We start from the raw sequence: 20,468 nt of genomic DNA on the forward strand, positions 1-20,468 counted from the left end.
TATGAACGAACGTAGAAAAGCAATGCAGGTAGCAGCATTATGCAACGGAACAGCCATAGATCATATTCCTCCCAGTGTAGTGTTTAAAGTAGTATCATTGTTGGAGCTCGAAAAGCTGGATAATCCTATTACAATCGGAAATAATCTGGAAAGTAAGAAGATGGCTTCGAAGGGAATTATCAAGATCACAGGTAAATATTTTGAAGAAAGTGTGATCAATAAGATTGCGATCATAGCACCGAATGTAGTTCTCAATATCATTAAGGATTACGAGGTTGTAGAAAAGAAGAGGGTGGTTTTACCTAAAGTAATCAATGGAATTGTAAAGTGTAACAACCCGAAGTGTATTACAAACAATGAGCCTATGACTACACGTTTTGAGGTTATTGATTGTAACAATACAGAGCTCCGCTGTCACTATTGTAACATTAAAATTCAGAAAGACGAGATTATTCTGAAATGAAGCAAGACTGGAAGCCGGGAACACTGATATATCCTTTGCCTGCTGCCATGATAAGTTGTGGCAGTACTCCCGAAGAATATAATATTATTACTTTGAGTTGGCTGGGTACTATCTGTACCAATCCCCCGATGTGCTATATATCGGTAAGACCCGAAAGGCATTCGTATGAAATTATAAAACGGGATATGGAGTTTGTAATAAATATAACAACAGAAGATTTGGCTTTTGCAACCGACTGGTGTGGAGTGAGATCGGGTAAGGATTTCAGTAAATTTGACGAAATGAAACTTACTCCGGGGAAGGCATCAATTGTTCAGGTTCCCATCATCGAAGAATCTCCGTTAAACATCGAGTGTAGAGTGCGGGAGATACTCAGTTTAGGTTCGCATGATATGTTTATCGCGGATGTGGTAAATGTAAAAGCTGATGAAAAGTACATTGATCCGGAAACCGGAAAATTTAGTCTCGAAAGCGCAAAACCGATTGCATATTCTCATGGTCAGTACTATGGCTTAGGAGAAAAGATTGGAGGCTTCGGCTGGACTGTCAGAAAAAAGAAAGAGGAACTGTAAACTCAGTTCCTCGCTTCTCTATCTGACTTTTCGGATCTTTGCTTTTTTCTATATTCATAGGGAGGTGTGGGGTTTTTCAAACTCCAGATATTCAACTTCTGTTGTCGGGCAGTTTTCTCCAATTCTTCGAGTACCGGGTCTTCAACATAATGATTGTAGTACCATGCTAAACCTTCTTTGACCATCTCTCGATTTAAATTCAACTCGTCGAGATAAACGATACCTAAAACTCTATCATATTGATCGATACCTTTTTTCTCAACTTTTACGGTTTTCCCGTAGCATAGCTCGTTTAAGTGGATTCTGGCTTTGCTGCTGAAGTCTTGTCCTTTTTCGGGAGCATCAATCCCATAGAGTCGCACTTTTATTCGTTCCTTGCTATCTGTCAGGATGGTCATTGTATCTCCATCTGCAACACTGACTACCTTTCCTTTTATTGTTTCGGCGGGTTCAGTGGAAGGCGGGTTACAGGAGATAAAGAGTAATAGTATGAATATAAATTTTCTCATTCGTTATAAAAGTTCATTTTTATCTTTAAATAGGATTAGCATATTATGAAGTAGAGATCTAAATTAACTAAAAAGAGACAGAAAGAAATAATTATTTCTAATATATTGTCTTTATTGTTTTTATCGATAAGCGAGTAGATAGATAAATAATTCAATGAATAAGCCTTATAAAATAAGTTCTCAGATTTGTTAAAATATATAGGCAGAAATAAACGAAAAATAAAAATGATTTCATAGATTTGTCTAAATCTATCAATATAAAATTACATATTATGAAAAAATTAGTTGTATTCGCATCTGTTGTCTTTTTATTTTCGTCTTGTGCTACAATATTTACTCCATCTAAGCAAAGCATAACGTTTTCGGGGATTGAGGGTACAAAAATTTATGATGCAAGTAATAATGTGAAATTAGCAGAAATAGGAAGTGACAAAACTGCGACTATCTCCGTTAAAAAGAAAATGAGCGACAAGCAACTTTTGGCTAAAAAAGAAGGATATAAGACATTGCCTTTTATTTTAGAGTCTACTTTCAATACGACCTCTCTATGGAATATCCTATTCTGGCCTGGTTTTATTGTAGATTTAGGAACAGGACAAATGAACAAATGGGATAATACAACAGTTAATCTTGAGCTTGAAAAAGATGATTCAGCATCCAAGTAAATAGGAATCTATAAAAATAGAAAAAGGACTGAATTTTATTTTAGTCCTTTTTTATTCTTGATAATCATTGTTTTAAGCGGAGAGGAAGAGATTCGAACTCTCGATACCCTTTAGGGGTATACACGCTTTCCAGGCGTGCCTCTTCAACCACTCGAGCACCTCTCCTTTGTCCTCCGGTTGTAGCGTGTGCAAAGATAAAGGATATTTTTGAATTGACAAGAAGAGAGAAATTATTAGTCGTTTAGGGGAGATGATTTTAGAGGACTTTGAAGTGTTTAAAGTGGTATACCTTTTATTTACAATACGTGAAATTGTAATAGCTTTGGCTTGATATGTTGTATATCCTAAAAAAGGATTATCTTTGTATCAGATATTGTTTAGACAAACTTTTACCATTTTTTGTTACTCGTTTGTTACTCGATATCTAAAGTTTGATATTAAAGCGTTATATATCGACGCGAATAAACCAATGGGGCTGACTGGCTTTGACAGCGAGATGAAGTGGTTTGTAAGCATGCAGTGCGTAGTCGGCTGGCACTATAATCTCAGACGTCACAAATTTAACTGGCAATAACAATTACGCTCTTGCTGCTTAATCGAAGTATAGTAGATTCTAGCTTAATCCTTGCACAGGTGTAAGGACAAGACATCACCCGGAAGCTGTGGCTTCGAAGCGTGCCGATCAGGTGGTGCAGACAAATCGGAGATAGGATAGGAGAGGCTTTGGCCCTTATCTGAAATAAAAAAGCTAAGGTTTGAGTTGGTGGCTTCGGTCTTGCTCATTCACGAAAACTTAAGCGAAGATAAGCATGTAGAAAGCAAATTAGTTCCTTGTTTGGACGAGGGTTCAAGTCCCTCCAGCTCCACTATTTTAGTAAAAAAAAACAAATCCGTGTAAATTCTGTTTATACGGATTTCTCTTTTTAAGGCTATACCAGAACATCACATCAGAGCTACTCTGTAGTCTACAAAAAATAAATATCAGTTTTCAAGTTTCATTCATATAATTAAAAGACAAAAGTTAATCTCAATTTTTACTTTTTTTATATATCTTTAAGGTCTAGCACTTTTTCTTTTTTGTAGAAAGGGTTAAATATAAAATCATATTTACTTCAGTTAATATAAATGGATGTTACAATCCTGATTTTGTAATCACCAAGGAGGATATTGACGTCTTTATTCCAAATGTGGAATTGCTTGGGGATATCACAAAAAGGATTTGTGAGGAGAAGATTGAGGAGTATGGGGAGATAGAATAAGTAGAAAATCATTTAATATAAACAATATAAGGATTAAAACCTATGACATGAGTAAAAGAGAATTATTAGAAAAAATAACTTTCGGAGAAAGTATTGCAGAACAAGAAGTTGAAAAATTGCGAGATTACTTTTTGGAGACAGACTCATGGAAATCCTTAAGAAATGGGACGAATGATATTATTTATGGGTCAAAAGGAGCAGGGAAAAGTGCTATTTATACAAATTTAACTAATGATGAGAGTGTATTATTTGACGAAGGGATATTATTAACGGCAGGAGAGAATCCAACAGGAAACACTGCTTTCTCAAATCTGACGAATGATCCTCCAACCAGTGAGACTGAATTTGTAAGGTTATGGAAATTATATTTCTTAGTAATAACTGTAAACATTTTTAATGATTATGGAATTAATGATAAATATGCTAAAGAAGTTAAACAAATTAAACAAATTCTCATAGATTGTAATTTAGTCCCAGCCCAAAATAAATTGGCCAGTTTCCTTAAAGCTTGTTTAGATTATGCTCGATCGTTCACCAATGGAAAAGAAATAAGTACAACCGCTGAATTTGACCCTTTAACAGGAATGTATTCTGGTCAGAAGTTCTCTATTTCATTTGGCGAGCCTTCAAAAAGTGATTTTGATAAAGGGTTAATTCCTATTGAATATGCGTATGATTTATTGGCAAAATCTCTTAAAGAGAACAATATTAAGCTTTGGGTTATTATTGACCGATTAGATGTTGCATTTATTGAAAGTGAAGAATTAGAAACAAATGCTTTGCGTGCTTTATTTAAAGTTTATCTTGACTTATTTAAATTTTCAGAAATTAAATTGAAAATTTTCTTAAGAGATGACATATGGCAGAGAATTACTCAAGATGGGTTTAGAGAAGCAAGTCATATAACTAAATTTCAAAATCTTGAATGGACAAAAGAATCACTATTAAATCTCTTAATCAGAAGGATTTTGGATAATAAAGATTTAATTGATAGTTTAAATATTGATAAAAATGTAGTTCTTTCAGATTTCTCCAAGCAAGAGCATCTTTTTTATAGATTATTTCCTGACCAAATAGATGTTGGACAAAAAAAGCCGAGTACATTAGATTGGATTTTGTCGAGGACTAGAGATGGTAATGGTGTTAATACCCCAAGAGAATTAATTCAACTTTTTAATCATGCTAAAAAAATTCAATTAAAAAGACTAGAAAATGGTATAAATGAATTAGATAAAGAAATCATCATTTCTAGACAGTCATTCAAAGAAGCTTTTGATAATGTTAGTAAACAAAGATTAGAACAAACAATTTATTCAGAATATTCAGAGCTTAAAGAGTATATAGAAGCTTTACGGGGTGGAAAAGCAGAACATACCATTCAAACTTTAATGTCGAAATGGAATATATCAAAGGAAGACGCCCTTGTTATTGCTCAAAAATTAGGACGAATTGGCTTTTTAGGAGTTAAAGGTGTAACTTCTACTCCTAGATATATAATACCATTTATTTATAGGCCCTATTTAGATATTACACAAGGGGCTTCGACAACTTCGTTATAATTGTAATCTATAATTAAACAGTTGGAGTTAGGATAGAATTCGAGCATACAATTATATTTGCATCATTACGGATATGAATTTTTCGTTATGATTTAAATATTGTAAATCTAAAGATTATCTCAATAGATTATAATTAAAAAGGAACTTAATCGTTTAGGGAAATCCTCGATTAAGTTCCTTTCTTATAATAAAGCAATTTGCTATTTAATCAAATTCTTTTTTCAGTTGTTCTACCCAGCTTTTTATTCGATCGTTTGTTAATTTCGACTGGTTTTCTTTATCTATGGCTAATCCAACGAACTTGTGATCTCGAATGGCACGTGACATTTCAAAATTATAACCATCGATAGATGTAAAGCCAACTATTTTAGCACCAACCGACTCGAATGTCTCAGCTAAAATACCTATTCCGTCAACAAAGTTTTCCGGGTACCTCACCTGATCCCCAAGTCCAAAAATGGCAACTTTCTTGCCCTTCAGATTCAAAGCCTCCAGTTCGGGTCTTACTTCATCCCAATGATTGGGTAGCTCTCCATCAAACCATGTTGCTACTCCTACAATAATATTGTCATAACTTTCAAAATCCTTTTTCCATGCATCTTCAACTGAGACAAGGTCAACATTTTCACTACCAAAAGCCTCTTTTATCTTTTTAGCAATAGAGGCTGTCTTGGTTGTAGTTGTTCCGTAAAACAATCCTATTTTCTTCATTGCATATATAGTGTTTTTTGTTATTGTTAAAATTCAAGTAATTTCTTAGCAGCTTCATAGATTTTATCCACATTCGGAAGCACAGCTTTTTCTAGTATCGGATTGAAGCCTACAGGCGTGAAAGTAGAACCTACACGTTGTACCGGCGCATCCAGATATTGGAAAATTTCTGAACCAATTATCGCTGCAATTTCTCCACCAAGACCTGCAAATACTTTGTCTTCATGTACAATAAGTGCTTTACTTGTTTTCTTTACCGATTCGAAGATAGTCTCTTTATCCAATGGAACTAAAGATCGCAAGTCGATTACTTCGACATCCCAATCTTCTTTAGCCAAACGTTCTGCCACAGAGAGGCTGAGTAATGTTGTGTTTCCATACGTGAAAAGGCTTAGATCCTTTCCGGGACGGCGAACACGAGCTTTGCCAAAAGGTACTTCAAAATCTTCAGGTACAACTGTTGCTGCATCTACAGAGTTATATAAAGCTTTTGGCTCTAGAAATACGGTTAATCCTTCCGAACGTAAACTTGTACGCAACAGACCTGCTGCATCGTCTGCAAAAGAAGGATAAACGATTCTGCATCCCGGCAATGTTGCCAATGCCGCTTCAATATTCTGAGAGTGGTATATTCCGCCTCCGATATATCCACCCGATGCAAGTCGTAAAGTGATATTCGGTGAAAACTGACCGTTGCTGCGCCAGTAATCGTGCGTACATTCTACAAATTGTTCCATTGCCGGCCAAAAATAATCGGCAAACTCAGCACCTTCTATAACAACTCGTATTTTCGGATCGAAACGGCTCATACCATTTGCTGTTCCCACGATAAAGTCTTCTGCAATAGGAGCGTTGAAAATACGTTTTTCTCCAAACTCTTGTTGCATGCCTTTCGAAACGTTGAACACTCCCCCTTTGTCTTTGTTTGCCACATCTTGCCCCCACAAGAAAGTGTCGGGATTGTGTCTAAACTCCGCTTTGAGTGTTTCGTTAATAGCCGTTACCAGATTTTTCTTTTCGCCCTCTTCATTATGGGTTCCATCCACATACTTTTCAGGTTTATATGGTTCTGGTATAACGAAATCGAAAATAGATTTAGGATCGGGATCAGGAGCAGCTAAAGCTTTTTTGTTAGCAGCACTCACTTCTTTCTTTACTTCGGCTTCTATGGCTTGCAATTCTTCTTCTGTAAAGCGTTTGTAACGCAACAGCATCCGACGGAATTTATGTAAAGGATCGGCTTCTTTTACATATTTCAATTCGTTTTCATCACGATACAGAGTATGCTTATCCGAGTTGGAGTGTGAGCCGATGCGTACGCAATTGGCGTGCATCAATACCGGCTTCTGATTTGCAATAGCATATTCGCGAGCTTCGGCCATTGCATTCATAGAGTCGAAAACATCCTTACCGTTGCAATACATTATTCTCAGGTTTTTTATACCTGAATAGTTATCTACAGCCTTTCTGTTTGCTGTCTGATCTTTTTTAGGAACCGATATCCCGTAACCGTTATCCTGTATGACAAATATAACAGGCAGTTCTTCTTTCGATGCTCCGTTTATTGCTTCAAATACATAGCCTTCCGACATGGCAGATTCTCCATGTGACGTAATAGCGACACCTTTTTTCTCATAATATTTTATGGCACGGGCTACTCCTACAGCATGTAAATCGTGATTACCTGTGGCAGAAGATACGTTCTCTATGTGCCATTCTGGTTTGGCAAAGTGGTTCGACATGTGACGTCCGCCACTAGCCGGATCAGTTGCTTTCGAAATACCGTTCAGTATCAGTTCTTCTGCAGTAAGACCTGCAGAAAGAACGGTTAGCATATCACGATAATAAGGGAACATGAAATCTTCGCCTTTAGTAAATGCCTGCCCCACTGCAAGCTGGATTCCATCGTGTCCTGCATATGGAGCATGGTAAGACCATCCGAGAGATTGTAGCAAATAGGCCGGGGCTTTTTCGTCGATAGCCCGTCCTAATGTCATCAGGTGATACCAGTTTTTTAGAGTTTCTTTATCTGTTGTTTTTATATCATATTTTTTCATATCTGTTTTTCTGTTTTGAGTTAGGTTAGGCATTCCAGTTTTCCAAATATTCAGCTATGCGGTACAAGAAGTTTCCTCCCAGCATACCGTCTACCACACGGTGGTCGTACGATAATGAAAGGTACATCTTGTGTCTGATAGCGATAACATCTCCTTCGGGAGTCTCTACTACTACAGGTTTCTTCTCAATGATGCCTACACCAAGTATTGCTACTTCCGGCTGGTTGATAATCGGAGTACCAAACAAGCTCTTGAATGAACCAAAGTTGGTAATAGTGAATGTTCCTCCTTGAATTTCATCCGGCGACAATTTATTGGCACGAGCCTTGTTTGCCATATTATTCACTGATACAGCCAAACCACTTAAACTTAACTTATCCGCATCTTTTATTACAGGAACAATCAGGTTTCCATCATTCAGAGAAACAGCAACACCAATGTTGATACGTTTTTTCTCTATAATGTTATACCCGTCCACAGAAGAGTTGATGCGAGGGAAATCCTTCAATGCTTTTGCTGTTGCTTCAACTATCGGCGACATATATGTGAGGCTTACACCTTCGCGTTTCTTGAAAGTATCCTTGTTTTGTTCACGCCAGTTTACTAGTTTGGTTACATCTACTTCTATCACATTGGTTACATGCGGAGATATCTTTTTAGAAGCAACCATTCGGTCGGCTATAATACGACGTATGGCATCCATCGGAATCACCTGATCCCCATCTGCAACTTGTACAGGCGCTGCCTTTGGTGCGCTTTCTTGTGATGGTGCGGGAACTGCCGGTGTAGACGCTTTTGCTGCCGGTGCCGGTGTTGTTGATACTCCTTTTTTCTTATTGTCTATGTATAGCTCAATATCACGTTTGCTGAGGCGTCCTTCGTAACCTGTTCCGGGTACAGAATCAAGTTCACTTTGACTGATTCCTGCGTCTTTTGCTTTCTGTAGGACAACAGGAGAATACCATCTGTCTGCTGTGCCTTTACTTACTTTTTCTTCCGATACTTTAGCAGGTGCGGCCGGAGTTGCTTTTTCTTCAGCCTTAGTAGGAGCAGGAGCAGGTGTCGGTTCTTCTTGTTTTGCACTTTCAGTACTTACTTCTTCTTCGCCTTCTTCACCTTCCAGTTCAACGATAGCTACAACAGTACCGACTGATACAGTATCTCCTTCTTTGAATAATATTTCAAGAATTTTACCTGATACAGGAGATGGAATTTCCGCACTGACTTTTGCTGTATTTACTTCAAACAAAATGTCATCTTCATTGATTGTATCCCCAACTTTGATCGACCACGAAATGATAGTCCCTTCGGTTATACTTTCGCCCAATTTGGGCATTTTAATTTCAAATTTTGCCATGGTTTATATTGTATTATATTTTATAGTAATTTCTTTTAAATTATAGATTGAAATGCTTGTTCCGAGACCTTGGGTTTCTTCCCGTCATAATTCCATTCATCTGTTCCATATTTCTCATTCACCAGTTTCTTTATATTTAAAACATCTTCACTCGTGAATTGATAAATAGAATTTCCCTCTTTCTCATTCATGAAATAAGCCATGATATAATCTTTGAAACGATTTATATTTAATGGCTTATCTATATGGTTCAGAATGTTCGTAACAGGACTTTTTACCGACTTGACATAAATCCGCTTATCGACTTTGTTTTCCAGTTGTTTCGGATCACTTTCAAGCGTAGTAGTGAGCCTGTTGAGATCGGATGAAAAAAGCAGTGTAGCATGAAACATAACCCTGTCTTTGTGTACACATTGCGCACTGCCCGATATTTTGAGTCCATCAATGTTTATTGCCAAGCGTGTGTCTACCTCAGCATGGATGCCCAAAGTGGATAAAAGCAAAACTATTCTTTCTGTGAACCGGTGAAAGCCTATGCCTTTATTGTTTTCTATAAAAGTAAGGTTCAGATTACCCAGATCATGAAATACAGTTCCACCACCCGATGAGCGTCGTGCTACTTTGATATTATTCCTTTGTATAAAGTCGAGATTAACCTCGGCCAATACATTTTGGTACTTGCCTATAACTACTGACGGTTCATTCTGGTATAACATGAAAAATTCTTCTGAGAAATTTTTCAGAAGATATTCTTCGCTGGCCATGTTGAACCATGCGTCGGTATGTGTATTGTTAATACAAAGCATTTTGTTAAGAGAATAAAGTCTCGTGTATAATTTCAGCTACAGTTGGATGCGGATAGACATGTTTACGGAACTCTTCTACAGTGCTGCCATTTTCTATCGCAATTCCGGCCAACAGAATTAATTCAGATGCCGGATTACCCAACATATGGCATCCTATAATGCGATCGCTATTGTCTACTATGATTTTACATAGCCCGCTTCCTGTTTCATTTTCTGCAATGAATCGCCCTGAATAGGCCATGGGTAGTTTGAGCACACGGAAAGGTTCATTCTTTGCAGTCAGCTCTTCCTCTGTTTTTCCTACTCCTGCTATCTCGGGATTTGTATATACTACACTTGGGATAGCCTTATAACTCATTTTGTCATCCTCGCCAAGAATATGACTGATAGCTACTTCTCCTTCTCTGATGGCTGTATGAGCAAGCAACGAAAAGCCGGTAATATCTCCTGCGGCATATACACGAGGATGGCTGGTTTGCATATACTCATTAACCTTCACTCCGTTTTTGAGAAGCTCCACGTTTAAAGTCTCCAGTCCGAATCCTGTGGTAATAGCTCTACGTCCCACACTTACCAGTATCTTTTCAGATTCAATTGTTTGAGTCTTTCCATTTTTCTCTACAATTACACCTTTCTTGGTAACTTCTGTAACTTTGGTGTTCAGATGGAATTTAATTCCTCTCTTTGCATAATCGCTGCGAAGCATGGCTGATGTTTCTTTATCCATTACTCCAAGTATTTCAGGCATCATTTCTATAACATTCACTTCTACACCCATGCTATTAAAGAAAGAAGCGAATTCGATACCAATGACACCGCCTCCAATGATTGCGAGTGATTTTGGTAAGTCATCAAGCTCTAAGGCTTCTTTCGATGTCCAGTAATTTACTTCAGACAACCCCTTTATCGGAGGTATAACAGTTTCGGATCCTGTGCATAATAGCAAATATTTTACTGAATAGGATTCCTTACCACTCGAAATGTTGATCTTATTATCCTTCTCCCCGGTGATGGTTGCTGTATCTTTAACTACAGTAACACCGTATGATGATAATTTAAAGCTGACTCCCGCCGTTAATTTTTTTACGACTTTATCCTTTCTGTCAATTATTTTTGATACATCGAAAGAAGGGGCGTTGTCTAATGTAATTCCGTATTTGCTTGCATTTTTTATGCTATCCAGTGTTTTGGCTGAATATAAAAGTGTTTTTGTGGGGATACATCCTTCGTTGAGACATACACCTCCGATGTATTTCTTTTCAAAAAGGACAGTTTTTAATCCGTTCGATGCAGCTATTTCGGCTGCATTATACCCTGCCGGACCTCCACCGATAATTGCGATATCAAATTCCATAGTCTATCTATTGATTGTTAGTTGTCAAAAAAGTTCGTTTTGTAATGTGTATATTACACATCACCCTATAAACAAATGAGAACAAGATAAGTTTTATCGATTTTAACTATTACTCTTATAGATAATCAATATGAGATGTTTTTATAAGAAAAAAATGGTATCTGTACTTAGTTTTAGGATTGTAGGGGTATAGATTAAATGTGTTTAATTCTTTCTTTTTAATATTTTTTTACTCTTTTCAAATAAAAGAATAAATATCCAAAATTGTATTTTTTGAGAATGTTCTTCGAGCTTTATAAAATCAACCTAAAATAATAAAAGAAAAAGAGGCTATTCTATATAGAATAGCCTCATATTATCTGTCAGCTGTATGTACTGTTATCCGTTTACTTTTTTCATTGCAGCGATTGAATCCAATACTTTACAAGAGAATCCCCATTCGTTATCGTACCACGCTACTACTTTTACAAATGTAGGGTTAAGCATAATCCCCGCTTTTTCGTCAAAAATAGCAGTGTTCGGATTACCTATCATGTCAGACGATACAACTTCGTCGGCGGTATATGCCAAATAACCCTTTAATGATCCTTCCGAAGCCTCTTTCATTGCTTTACAAATTTCTTCGTAAGAAGTCGGTTTAGACAAACGTGCAGTCAGGTCGACAACAGACACATCAAGAGTTGGTACGCGGAAAGACATACCGGTTAATTTTCCGTTGAGTTCAGGGATCACTTTGCCTACAGCCTTTGCGGCTCCTGTAGTTGAAGGGATAATATTACCCGAAGCTGCACGTCCTCCTCTCCAGTCTTTCAACGATGGTCCGTCTACTGTTTTTTGAGTGGCAGTGGTTGAGTGTATAGTACTCATCAACGCTTCTTCTATGCCGAACTTATCGTTCAGTACTTTGGCTACCAATGCCAGACAGTTAGTGGTACATGATGCGTTAGATATGAACTGAGTGCCTTTCACATACTTGTCGTCATTTACACCCGGAACAAACATTGGTGTATCATCCTTAGATGGACCCGACATAATTACATATTTTGCACCTGCTGCAATATGTGCTTGAGCTTTCTCCTTCGTAAGGAATAACCCTGTAGATTCTACTATATATTCGGCTTCAACCTCATTCCATTTCAGATTAGCAGGATCTTTTTCTGCTGAGATGCGGATTGTATTTCCATTGACAACAAGTTTGCCGTCTTTAGTCTCAATTGATCCATCAAATTGTCCGTGGATGCTATCATATTTGAGCATATAAGCTATATATTCAACATCCATCAAATCGTTGATACCAACTATTTGTATATCACTTCTGCTTTGAGCAGCTCTAAACACCAAACGTCCGATACGTCCAAAACCATTAATACCTACTTTAATTGCTTTCATAATGAATTGGTTTTTAAATGATAAAATATCTTGTTCTTTTTAGTACTACAAAGATACATTATAATATCTTTGTCTGAAATGACAAAAAATATACAAATCCTGCCAAGTCGGATTGATTTTACTAAATAATACTTATTTTTAGATTCTAAAATAAAAAACAGATGAGTAAACAGTTAAAAATAAGGCATATTGTGTTTCTGGTTCCTCCCAACTCCACCCTGCTGACTATGGTTGGCCCATTGGAGGTATTTACTAAAGCAATCGAACAGTTTGATATGGTAGATAAGGATATTGATTTCACGTATCAGGCACATGTCGTATCTATGGGTAAGGGAAGGCAGATCGATACATCTTCGGGTTTATCAATATTAAGTGAAGGATGTTATACCGAAATAGATTATCCGATTGACACGCTTATTGTAACAGGATTGGCTCGCCATCTTGAGGATAACCTGAAGGATGAGATGATAGAATGGATCAAAGATCAGGCAAAAACGACCCGTCGGATATGTTCGGTCTGTTCGGGTGCTTTTATTCTTGCCGAAGCAGGATTGCTGGATGGGAAGAAAGCAACTGCCCATTGGTCGAGAAATGAAGCGTTGGAACAGATGTATCCTTTAGTAAATGTGCAGATAGCCCGTATTTTTATTAAGGATGGAAATATTTATACAGCGGCAGGGATTACCTCCGGTATGGATTTGGCTTTGGCTCTCATCGAAGAAGATCTGGGACAGTCGTTTGCCTTGCATATTGCCCGCTGGTTGGTCTTGTATCTCAAACGCCCCGGCAATCAGGCACAATTCAGCTCATATTTAGATTCTAAATTGATCGGTAACCCAACTATCCGAAGGGTTTGCGAATGGATACTTGAACACCTGAGAGAAGACATCACGGTAGAAAAAATGGCAGAATATGCGGCAATGAGCCCTCGTAATTTTGCTCGTGTCTTTGTGCGCGAACTGCGTGTAACCCCAGCGAAGTTTATCAATAAGCTGCGTGTGGAAAATGCCAGTCAACATCTTATCGAAACACAATTATCTCTTGACGAAATAGCCGATAATTGTGGACTAAAGACAGGTGAAAATCTTCGCCGTCAGTTTATAAGCTTTATGGAGATTACTCCGGCTCAATATCGGAAAAGCTTCCGATCTTCTTGGGCAGACGTTGCCGTGTAACCGATATTGGAGATTTATTGAATCCCTATGAACAGAAAGTTTATAGGGATTTTTATTTTAGAAAGGATGCACCATAGCGTTAATTATAGCATCCTGTTTTAGTCTTTAGTATGTCGTTTTAGAGAATTGGCAAATGAAGAAAATGTACTATTCTTTCATACAAACTTTCGGTTGTAAATTTTGCCTATATAATTCTGATTTTAATTATTATTTTTGCTATACTTCGTTATCTTTGTAGTACATGTGGTGAATTCCATCTGTTTTTTGTGCCTGTCATCGGGTGAATATGACATAATGATATTTAGCCCGGTTATTCTTAAAATCGAAATATTATCAATTTATTTTATATCATGAAAACAAATAGGAGAGACTTTTTTAAAATTTTAGGAAGCGCAGCAGCTCTTACTATTATTCCTCGTCATGTGATGGGTAGAGGCTACATTGCTCCCAGCGATCAGTTGACTAAGGGGATTATAGGAACAGGCAGCATGGGGCGTGGTCATGTGAATTACGCAGGCACAAGGTTGGTTGCTGTATGTGATGTGGATAAAAAGCATCTGGAGTTGGGGAAACACCTTGTAACTGATAATATTGCAGCATATCACGATTTCCGCGATTTGATATTAGACAAAAATGTTGACATTGTTCATATAGCAACACCTCCCCATTGGCATGGTATAATGTCTGTGGAGGCGGCCAAGGCCGGAAAAGATATTTGGTGCGAGAAACCCATGACCCGTACCATAGGAGAAGGAAAGCGTGTGATGGAGGCTGTTAAGCAATATGGTTCGAAGTTTCGTTTGAATACATGGTTTCGTTTCACTGATAATTTTTATGGATTGGGAACACCGGTTCGCCCGCTAAAGAAGTTGGTGCAGAGCGGTATGCTGGGTTGGCCATTAAAGGTTACGATCAGCAGGCATACAGGCTTCGACTGGAAATTCTACTGGGTAGGAAAAGAAAACCTTCAGCCGGAGGCTATTCCTGCCGAGCTTGATTATGATATGTGGCTTGGCCCGGCACCGTACAAGCCTTATAATAGTCATCGTGTACACCAAACGTTCCGTGGGTATTGGGATTACGACGGAGGCGGTTTGGGAGATATGGGCCAGCATTATATAGATCCTGTACAATATTTCCTTGGCAAAGATCATACCAGCCCGATGAAAGTGGAAGTGGATGCGCCACAACAACATCCCGATGCAATAGGTACATGGCGTTCTATCACATATACTTACGATGATGGTTGCCAGATCGTACTGTGGGGTGATGATTATGGAGATCCTAACACGCCGTATATATCAGGGCCAAACGGTAATGTTTATAAAAATTTTGTTTGTGATATACCTTATTGGGAAAAGAAACTAGCTGCCTATCCCGAGCCCGAAGAACAGGTTACAGATTTCATCGAAAGTGTGAAAACGCGTAAACAGTTTGCCCTTAACGAGCAGAATGGCTTCCGCTCGTCTACAATAGTAAATATGGGAATTGTAGCGTTGAGGCTAAATCGCACGCTGCATTTTGATCCCGTAAAACTTGAGTTTGTGAATGATGATGCGGCTAACCGTTTGCTTGACCAACCAATGCGTGCCCCTTGGAATATTTAACCTGTACTATCAAAAACAAACAAGATAACAATATAATCATGAAAAAAATATACTCATTATTAGGCGTATTTCTGTTTTGTTCAGTGATGATATTTGCACAATATCCGACAAACAGAACCGCTAAAACCATTGTTGCTGATGTTTTGGCACAAATGCCGGCTCAGCAAACTGAACAATATTATGCCCAGATAAAAGATTTGGCTTCTACAGGAGAAGAAGGTGTTTTGCTGTTGGTGAAGATGATGAATCCTTTAGGTAAAGGAGCTAATTCGCAAGTAGAATTTGCTTTAAGCGGACTTTCTCACTATGTTTCTGCCGAAGGGATGGGAGATAAAAGACAAGTGGTGTCCGGCGCTTATATCAAAGCCCTTGATATGGTAAGTGATCGTGAGATCAAAGCTTTTATTATCAGACAACTAGAACTGATAGGTAAGGATGAGGCTGTTGCTAAGCTTGCTACATATCTTGCTGATGAGTCTCTCTGTGGTCCTGCTGCCGCAGCTTTATCGGCGATCAACACGCCGTCGTCACAAAAAGCGTTATTGAATGCTTTAAGTGCTTCTGCCGACGATAAGTCTTCGGAAAGTATTATTCTGGCATTAGCTAAACTGAAAGTAACCGATGCCGAAAATTCACTAAGGCGTTTATTGGATACCAATGATACAGACAAGAAGAAAACTGTATTGTATGCATTAAGCCAGCTTGGATCAAAGGCTTCTTTGCAGGATTTAGCTCTTGCAGCCGAAAAAGACAATTATACAATGGGTAAAAGTGGTGCTAACGAAGCTTATATTGCCCTCATTAAACGTGTACTCACTCAGGGAGATAAAAAAGAGGCAGAAAAAGCAGCCTCAGATCTGATGAAAAAAGCAGAAAAAGCAGGGCAAACACAGACCCGTTCAGCAACATTACAAATACTGATGGAGGCGAAGCCTGCAAATGTCTTGCAGCAACTGCAGAGTGCACTCAAAGACGGCAATCGTAATTACAGATATGCTGCGTTGACATACGCTTCTAACTATGCAGATAGCAAAATGTATGCGGAGCTGATTAAATCATTGAAAAAGACAAAACCTGATGCACAGTTGGATATTCTCAACTGGCTCGGGGAGGAATCTGAATCGCAGAATAAACGAAACGAAATAAAGCCTTTGATCATTGAACCTGCAATTGGTTTTTTGACGGCAGGTAGCGCTGATATGAAAAAATCGGCAGCAAATATACTGGCTAAGACCACAGATCCGAAGGCGATAGCAGCTCTTGCTTATTTATTGAACGATGCCGACCCTAAAACGGTAGCAATAGCCAAAGACGCATTGTCTGCTACAAATGGAGATATTGCTTCTGCCGTTGTTCCTGTAATAGCAGGAGCAAACGCAGCCGGAAAAGTAGCCGGATTACAGTTGTTGGCTGAGCGCAAATCTTCGGCTAATATAGCTACAGTGCTTGAACAAATCAATTCTACATCGCCGGATGTGCAGACTGCTGCATATACAGCTCTCAAAGATGTGGTTTCGGCAGAAAACCTAAACCAATTGTATGCTCTTCTTGAGTCTGCTTCTTCAGAAAATGTTCCTTATGTTCAGCAGGCGATTGCAGGTGCTCTCCAGTCATATTCAAATGAAAAACAATATGATGTTATCATGGCTCGTATGGGGCAGGTGAGTAACGATAAACAGTATTTATATTATCCTGTGCTATCAAAGACGGGCGATGAAAAAGCATTGAGCTTTATTGTCGATCGTTTCAACAAAGAAAGCGGAGTGGCAAAGGATGCCGCTTTTCAAGCATTATCAGATTGGAAAGATATCGATGCTGCGGCTGAGTTACTTGCTATTTGCAAAAACAGAGCGGATATCCTGTATTTCGACAGGGCAATTAACCGATATATCCAATTAGTCGCTAATCCTAAGCTTACAGGAGAAAACAGGCGTTTGCTTCTTACCGATGCTTTGGAAATAGCACGCACTGATGGCCAAAAGAATAGTATTTTGTCTCAGTTGGGTAATACAGGTTCTTATCTGGCTTTGCTATGTGCCGGACAATATTTGGATAGTAAGCCTTTGCAACAGGCTGCAGCAGATGCTGTGGCTAAAATAGCTTTAGGCAATAAAAATTATACAGGTAAGGTGGTAGAGGAACTGTTGAACAAGGTAATAGATGTATTGAGCAATGCTGACGCTGATTACCAGAAACAGGCTATCCGCAAGCATCTGAATGAAATGCCGAAAGAAGAAGGCTTTGTTTCTATTTTCAACGGAAAAGACTTAGATGGATGGAAAGGAATTGTAGAAAATCCGATAGCCCGTGCAAAAATGAAACCGGCTGTGCTGGCTAAAAAGCAACAAGCAGCCGATAAGGTAGCGGCAAAACATTGGAAAGCTGAAAATGGAATCCTTGTCTTCGACGGAAAAGGAGGAGATAACCTTTGCACTGTGAAACAGTATGGCGACTTTGAAATGTATGTTGATTGGAACCTAGATCCTGCGGGGCCTGAGGCAGACGCCGGAATTTATTTGCGGGGAGTTCCTCAAGTGCAGATATGGGATGTATCACGTGTAAATGTAGGAGCACAAGTAGGATCGGGCGGATTATATAATAATGAGAAAAATCCAAAAGACCCATTGACTCTCGCCGATAATAAATTGGGAGAATGGAACACGTTTTATATTAAAATGGTAGGAGACCGTGTTACTGTAAAATTGAATGGAGTATTGGTCGTAGATAATGTGATTCTTGAAAACTACTGGGATCGTAGCCAGCCGATTTCGCCTATCGAGCAGATAGAACTGCAAGCTCATGGCAGCAAAGTATATTATCGTAATATATATGTCAAAGAATTGGAGAGGTCTAAACCTTTTGAGCTATCGGCAGACGAGAAAAAGGAAGGATTCAAAATTTTGTTTGATGGTACAAATATGCACCAATGGACAGGAAATACAACCGATTACCAATTGCAGGATGGCTGTATAGCCCTCGATCCGAAAGGTGGTCGTGGCGGAAATCTTTATACAAAAGATGAGTTTGCAAACTTTATATATCGTTTCGAGTTTCAGCTTACTCCTGCGGCTAACAACGGGGTAGGTATCCGTACACCGATGGGTGTGGATGCTGCGTATGATGGCATGGAAATCCAGATCTTAGATCATGATAATCCTGTTTATAAAGATATCACACCATTGCAAGTACATGGTTCTGTGTATGGCATAATAGGGGCAAAACGTGCTAAGTTCAAACCGATGGGCGAATGGAACGAAGAGGAGATAATCGCGAATGGTAATCATATAAAGGTAACGCTCAACGGAGAGGTTATTCTCGATGGAGATATCAAAGAAGCAACCAAGAACGGAACAGCAGATGGGCATCAGCATCCCGGTTTGTTCAATCCGAAGGGGCATATAGGCTTCTTGGGGCATGGTTCGCCGGTTAAGTTTAGAAATATAAGGATTAAAGAACTGAAATAGGCTTTTTAGAAGGATAAAATAAGAGACTGTCTGAGTAGAGTTTTCATCATCTCTCAGGCAGTCTCTTTTGTATTTAAGTTTTTCCAAATTATCTTATATAAAGGCTTTTAGGTCTGAAAGAAGATAGGGGAGAGTGACAGGTCAAAAGAGCTGCTAAAAGTGTCACTTTTGTCACCTTTTAGGGGTTAAGTGGCTGTAATATAGTGTAATGTGTTTTTATGGAATTGTCACCTTTTGTATCTTGGTTGGTTTTACATTTTTATTATGCCTATCTTTGCAGCTATTTTGTGAAAATCATGGTAATTGAAGTATTTGAAAAAGAAATAAGAGACATAAACGATACACCGATTGTACAACAAACAGCCTTTTGGTCTGAGGTGAAGAGTCATCAGGGATTGGGTACCAAAGCTTTCGACTTTAAGGTAAAGAACAGAGATATATACACAAATGTAGGGGGACACTCATATACCAATGCTGATGTACTGGTACTACAAAAGCCTTTAAACTCGGAATATAGCATGGCTTATGTGCCTTATGGTCCCGAGATAGAGCCGTCTGAAGAATTTCAGGGGCGTTTTTTAGAGGAGTTGTCTGAAATAATACGTTCTCATCTGCCTAAGAGTTGTATCGCTATCCGCTACGATCTCAACTGGCAATCGCACTGGTGCGACGAGAGCAACTATGATGACCAAGGAGTATGGATTGGGCCTCCCGAAAAAAAATATCAGGAGTTTCAGCTAAACTATGGTACTGTAGAGTGGAATCTGAGGAAGAGCAATTCTGATATTTTACCATCTACTACTATATATTTAGATCTGAGTCTGTCGGAAGATGAAATTCTGATGCAAATGAAGCCCAAGACACGTTACAATATACGTCTGGCCCAGAAAAAAGGTATTCGTGTCAATCGGGTAGGGTTGGATAAGATATCTATCTGGTACGATCTGTATAAAGAGACAGCTTTACGAAACGGACTATATATAAATGATATAGAGTATTTCTCCTCTGTGTTGACTGCAAAAGCAGATGATACTGCATCTCCGGCTCGGGTTGAACTCCTATTGGCAGAACACGAAGGAGAACCTTTGGCTGCTATATTCCTTGTTATGTCGGGGCATAGAGGGACATACCTATATGGAGCTTCATCTTCTCGCAAGAGAAACTATATGCCGACTTACGCACTCCAGTGGGAAGCTATAAAAATAGCGAAGGAATATGGTTGTACCGAGTACGATATGTTTGGCGTTTCGCCGGGACCTGATCATTCGCATCCCATGTATGGACTCTATCAGTTCAAGACCGGATTTGGCGGGGAACTATTTCATCATCTGGGTTGTTGGGACTATCTGCTGGATGAAGAAAACTACCGCTATCTTTTGATCAGCGAGATGAATGCACAAGGCTACTACTTGTCTTGATATTCTCTAATTATCCTTATTTAAGGGTAAAGATATCTAACATAGATTAGTTTCTTCTCCTATTGTTTCAGATGTGAGGGGTCTTATTTTGTATCTTTATATT

The 20,468-nt window shown here is 38.7% G+C and carries 15 protein-coding genes, 1 tRNA gene and 1 other RNA gene; 9 read left to right on the plus strand and 8 right to left on the minus strand.

Annotation, left to right across the window (positions count from 1 at the left end):
- Window position 1 precedes the first annotated feature (1 nt).
- Together E4T88_RS01345 and E4T88_RS01350 are read left to right on the plus strand one after the other, a co-directional pair.
- Window positions 2-463 carry an aspartate carbamoyltransferase regulatory subunit gene (locus E4T88_RS01345; RefSeq protein WP_006842286.1) on the plus strand — a complete coding sequence of 154 codons (462 nt, stop codon included), beginning with the start codon at window positions 2-4 and terminating at the stop codon, window positions 461-463.
- Complete coding sequence (locus E4T88_RS01350; RefSeq protein ID WP_135103698.1) at window positions 460-1,035, plus strand: flavin reductase family protein; 576 nt, start codon at window positions 460-462, stop codon at window positions 1,033-1,035. The genes E4T88_RS01345 and E4T88_RS01350 overlap by 4 nt, the downstream gene beginning before the upstream one ends.
- A gap of 2 nt (window positions 1,036-1,037) precedes the next feature.
- On the opposite strand, the gene E4T88_RS01355 is transcribed toward E4T88_RS01350, so the two are convergent.
- Window positions 1,038-1,544: a thermonuclease family protein gene (locus E4T88_RS01355; RefSeq protein WP_135103699.1), complete on the minus strand. Its 507-nt coding sequence runs from the start codon at window positions 1,542-1,544 to the stop codon at window positions 1,038-1,040.
- Between the two features lie 272 nt (window positions 1,545-1,816).
- On the opposite strand from E4T88_RS01355, the gene E4T88_RS01360 reads away from it, so the two are divergent.
- Window positions 1,817-2,209 (plus strand): hypothetical protein, encoded by a 393-nt coding sequence (locus E4T88_RS01360; RefSeq protein WP_135103700.1) that lies wholly within the window; start codon window positions 1,817-1,819, stop codon window positions 2,207-2,209.
- Window positions 2,210-2,286: 77 nt separating this feature from the next.
- Here E4T88_RS01360 and E4T88_RS01365 read toward each other — a convergent pair.
- Window positions 2,287-2,374: transfer RNA gene (locus E4T88_RS01365), tRNA-Ser, on the minus strand.
- Between the two features lie 306 nt (window positions 2,375-2,680).
- Between E4T88_RS01365 and ssrA the strand changes: the two genes are divergently transcribed.
- Window positions 2,681-3,078, plus strand: a transfer-messenger RNA (tmRNA) gene (gene ssrA / locus E4T88_RS01370).
- Window positions 3,079-3,515: 437 nt separating this feature from the next.
- The gene (locus tag E4T88_RS01375; RefSeq protein WP_135103701.1) at window positions 3,516-5,027 is read left to right on the plus strand and encodes a P-loop ATPase, Sll1717 family; all 1,512 of its coding nucleotides are present in this window, start codon (window positions 3,516-3,518) and stop codon (window positions 5,025-5,027) included.
- A 204-nt stretch (window positions 5,028-5,231) separates the two neighbouring features.
- Here the strand turns inward: E4T88_RS01375 and E4T88_RS01380 are convergent, their stop codons facing one another.
- The 6 genes from E4T88_RS01380 to gap form a co-directional block, all read right to left on the minus strand.
- Complete coding sequence (locus tag E4T88_RS01380; RefSeq protein ID WP_135103702.1) at window positions 5,232-5,738, minus strand: flavodoxin; 507 nt, start codon at window positions 5,736-5,738, stop codon at window positions 5,232-5,234.
- A 26-nt stretch (window positions 5,739-5,764) separates the two neighbouring features.
- Complete coding sequence (locus E4T88_RS01385; RefSeq protein WP_135103703.1) at window positions 5,765-7,795, minus strand: alpha-ketoacid dehydrogenase subunit alpha/beta; 2,031 nt, start codon at window positions 7,793-7,795, stop codon at window positions 5,765-5,767.
- Between the two features lie 25 nt (window positions 7,796-7,820).
- Window positions 7,821-9,152, minus strand: coding sequence for a dihydrolipoamide acetyltransferase family protein (locus E4T88_RS01390; RefSeq protein ID WP_135103704.1), 1,332 nt, complete (start codon window positions 9,150-9,152; stop codon window positions 7,821-7,823).
- A gap of 35 nt (window positions 9,153-9,187) precedes the next feature.
- A complete protein-coding gene (locus tag E4T88_RS01395; RefSeq protein ID WP_135103705.1) occupies window positions 9,188-9,958 on the minus strand; it encodes a lipoate--protein ligase family protein in 771 nt (256 codons plus the stop codon).
- 4 nt (window positions 9,959-9,962) lie between these two features.
- Window positions 9,963-11,312: a dihydrolipoyl dehydrogenase gene (gene lpdA, locus E4T88_RS01400; protein WP_135103706.1), complete on the minus strand. Its 1,350-nt coding sequence runs from the start codon at window positions 11,310-11,312 to the stop codon at window positions 9,963-9,965.
- Window positions 11,313-11,690: 378 nt separating this feature from the next.
- Entirely contained in the window at window positions 11,691-12,701 is a 1,011-nt protein-coding gene (gene gap, locus E4T88_RS01405) for a type I glyceraldehyde-3-phosphate dehydrogenase (protein ID WP_135103707.1), read from the minus strand.
- A gap of 161 nt (window positions 12,702-12,862) precedes the next feature.
- Between gap and E4T88_RS01410 the strand changes: the two genes are divergently transcribed.
- The 4 genes from E4T88_RS01410 to E4T88_RS01425 all read left to right on the plus strand — a co-directional run bounded on the left by E4T88_RS01410 (window position 12,863) and on the right by E4T88_RS01425 (window position 20,365).
- The gene (locus E4T88_RS01410; protein ID WP_135103708.1) at window positions 12,863-13,876 is read left to right on the plus strand and encodes a GlxA family transcriptional regulator; all 1,014 of its coding nucleotides are present in this window, start codon (window positions 12,863-12,865) and stop codon (window positions 13,874-13,876) included.
- 350 nt (window positions 13,877-14,226) lie between these two features.
- Complete coding sequence (locus E4T88_RS01415; protein ID WP_135103709.1) at window positions 14,227-15,483, plus strand: Gfo/Idh/MocA family oxidoreductase; 1,257 nt, start codon at window positions 14,227-14,229, stop codon at window positions 15,481-15,483.
- Window positions 15,484-15,521: 38 nt separating this feature from the next.
- Window positions 15,522-18,947: a DUF1080 domain-containing protein gene (locus E4T88_RS01420; RefSeq protein WP_135103710.1), complete on the plus strand. Its 3,426-nt coding sequence runs from the start codon at window positions 15,522-15,524 to the stop codon at window positions 18,945-18,947.
- A gap of 296 nt (window positions 18,948-19,243) precedes the next feature.
- On the plus strand, window positions 19,244-20,365 hold the full coding sequence (locus tag E4T88_RS01425; protein ID WP_135103711.1) for a lipid II:glycine glycyltransferase FemX: 1,122 nt from the start codon (window positions 19,244-19,246) through the stop codon (window positions 20,363-20,365).
- Window positions 20,366-20,468 lie beyond the last annotated feature (103 nt).

The sequence above is a fragment of the Dysgonomonas mossii genome (assembly GCF_004569505.1).
GTDB lineage: Bacteria > Bacteroidota > Bacteroidia > Bacteroidales > Dysgonomonadaceae > Dysgonomonas.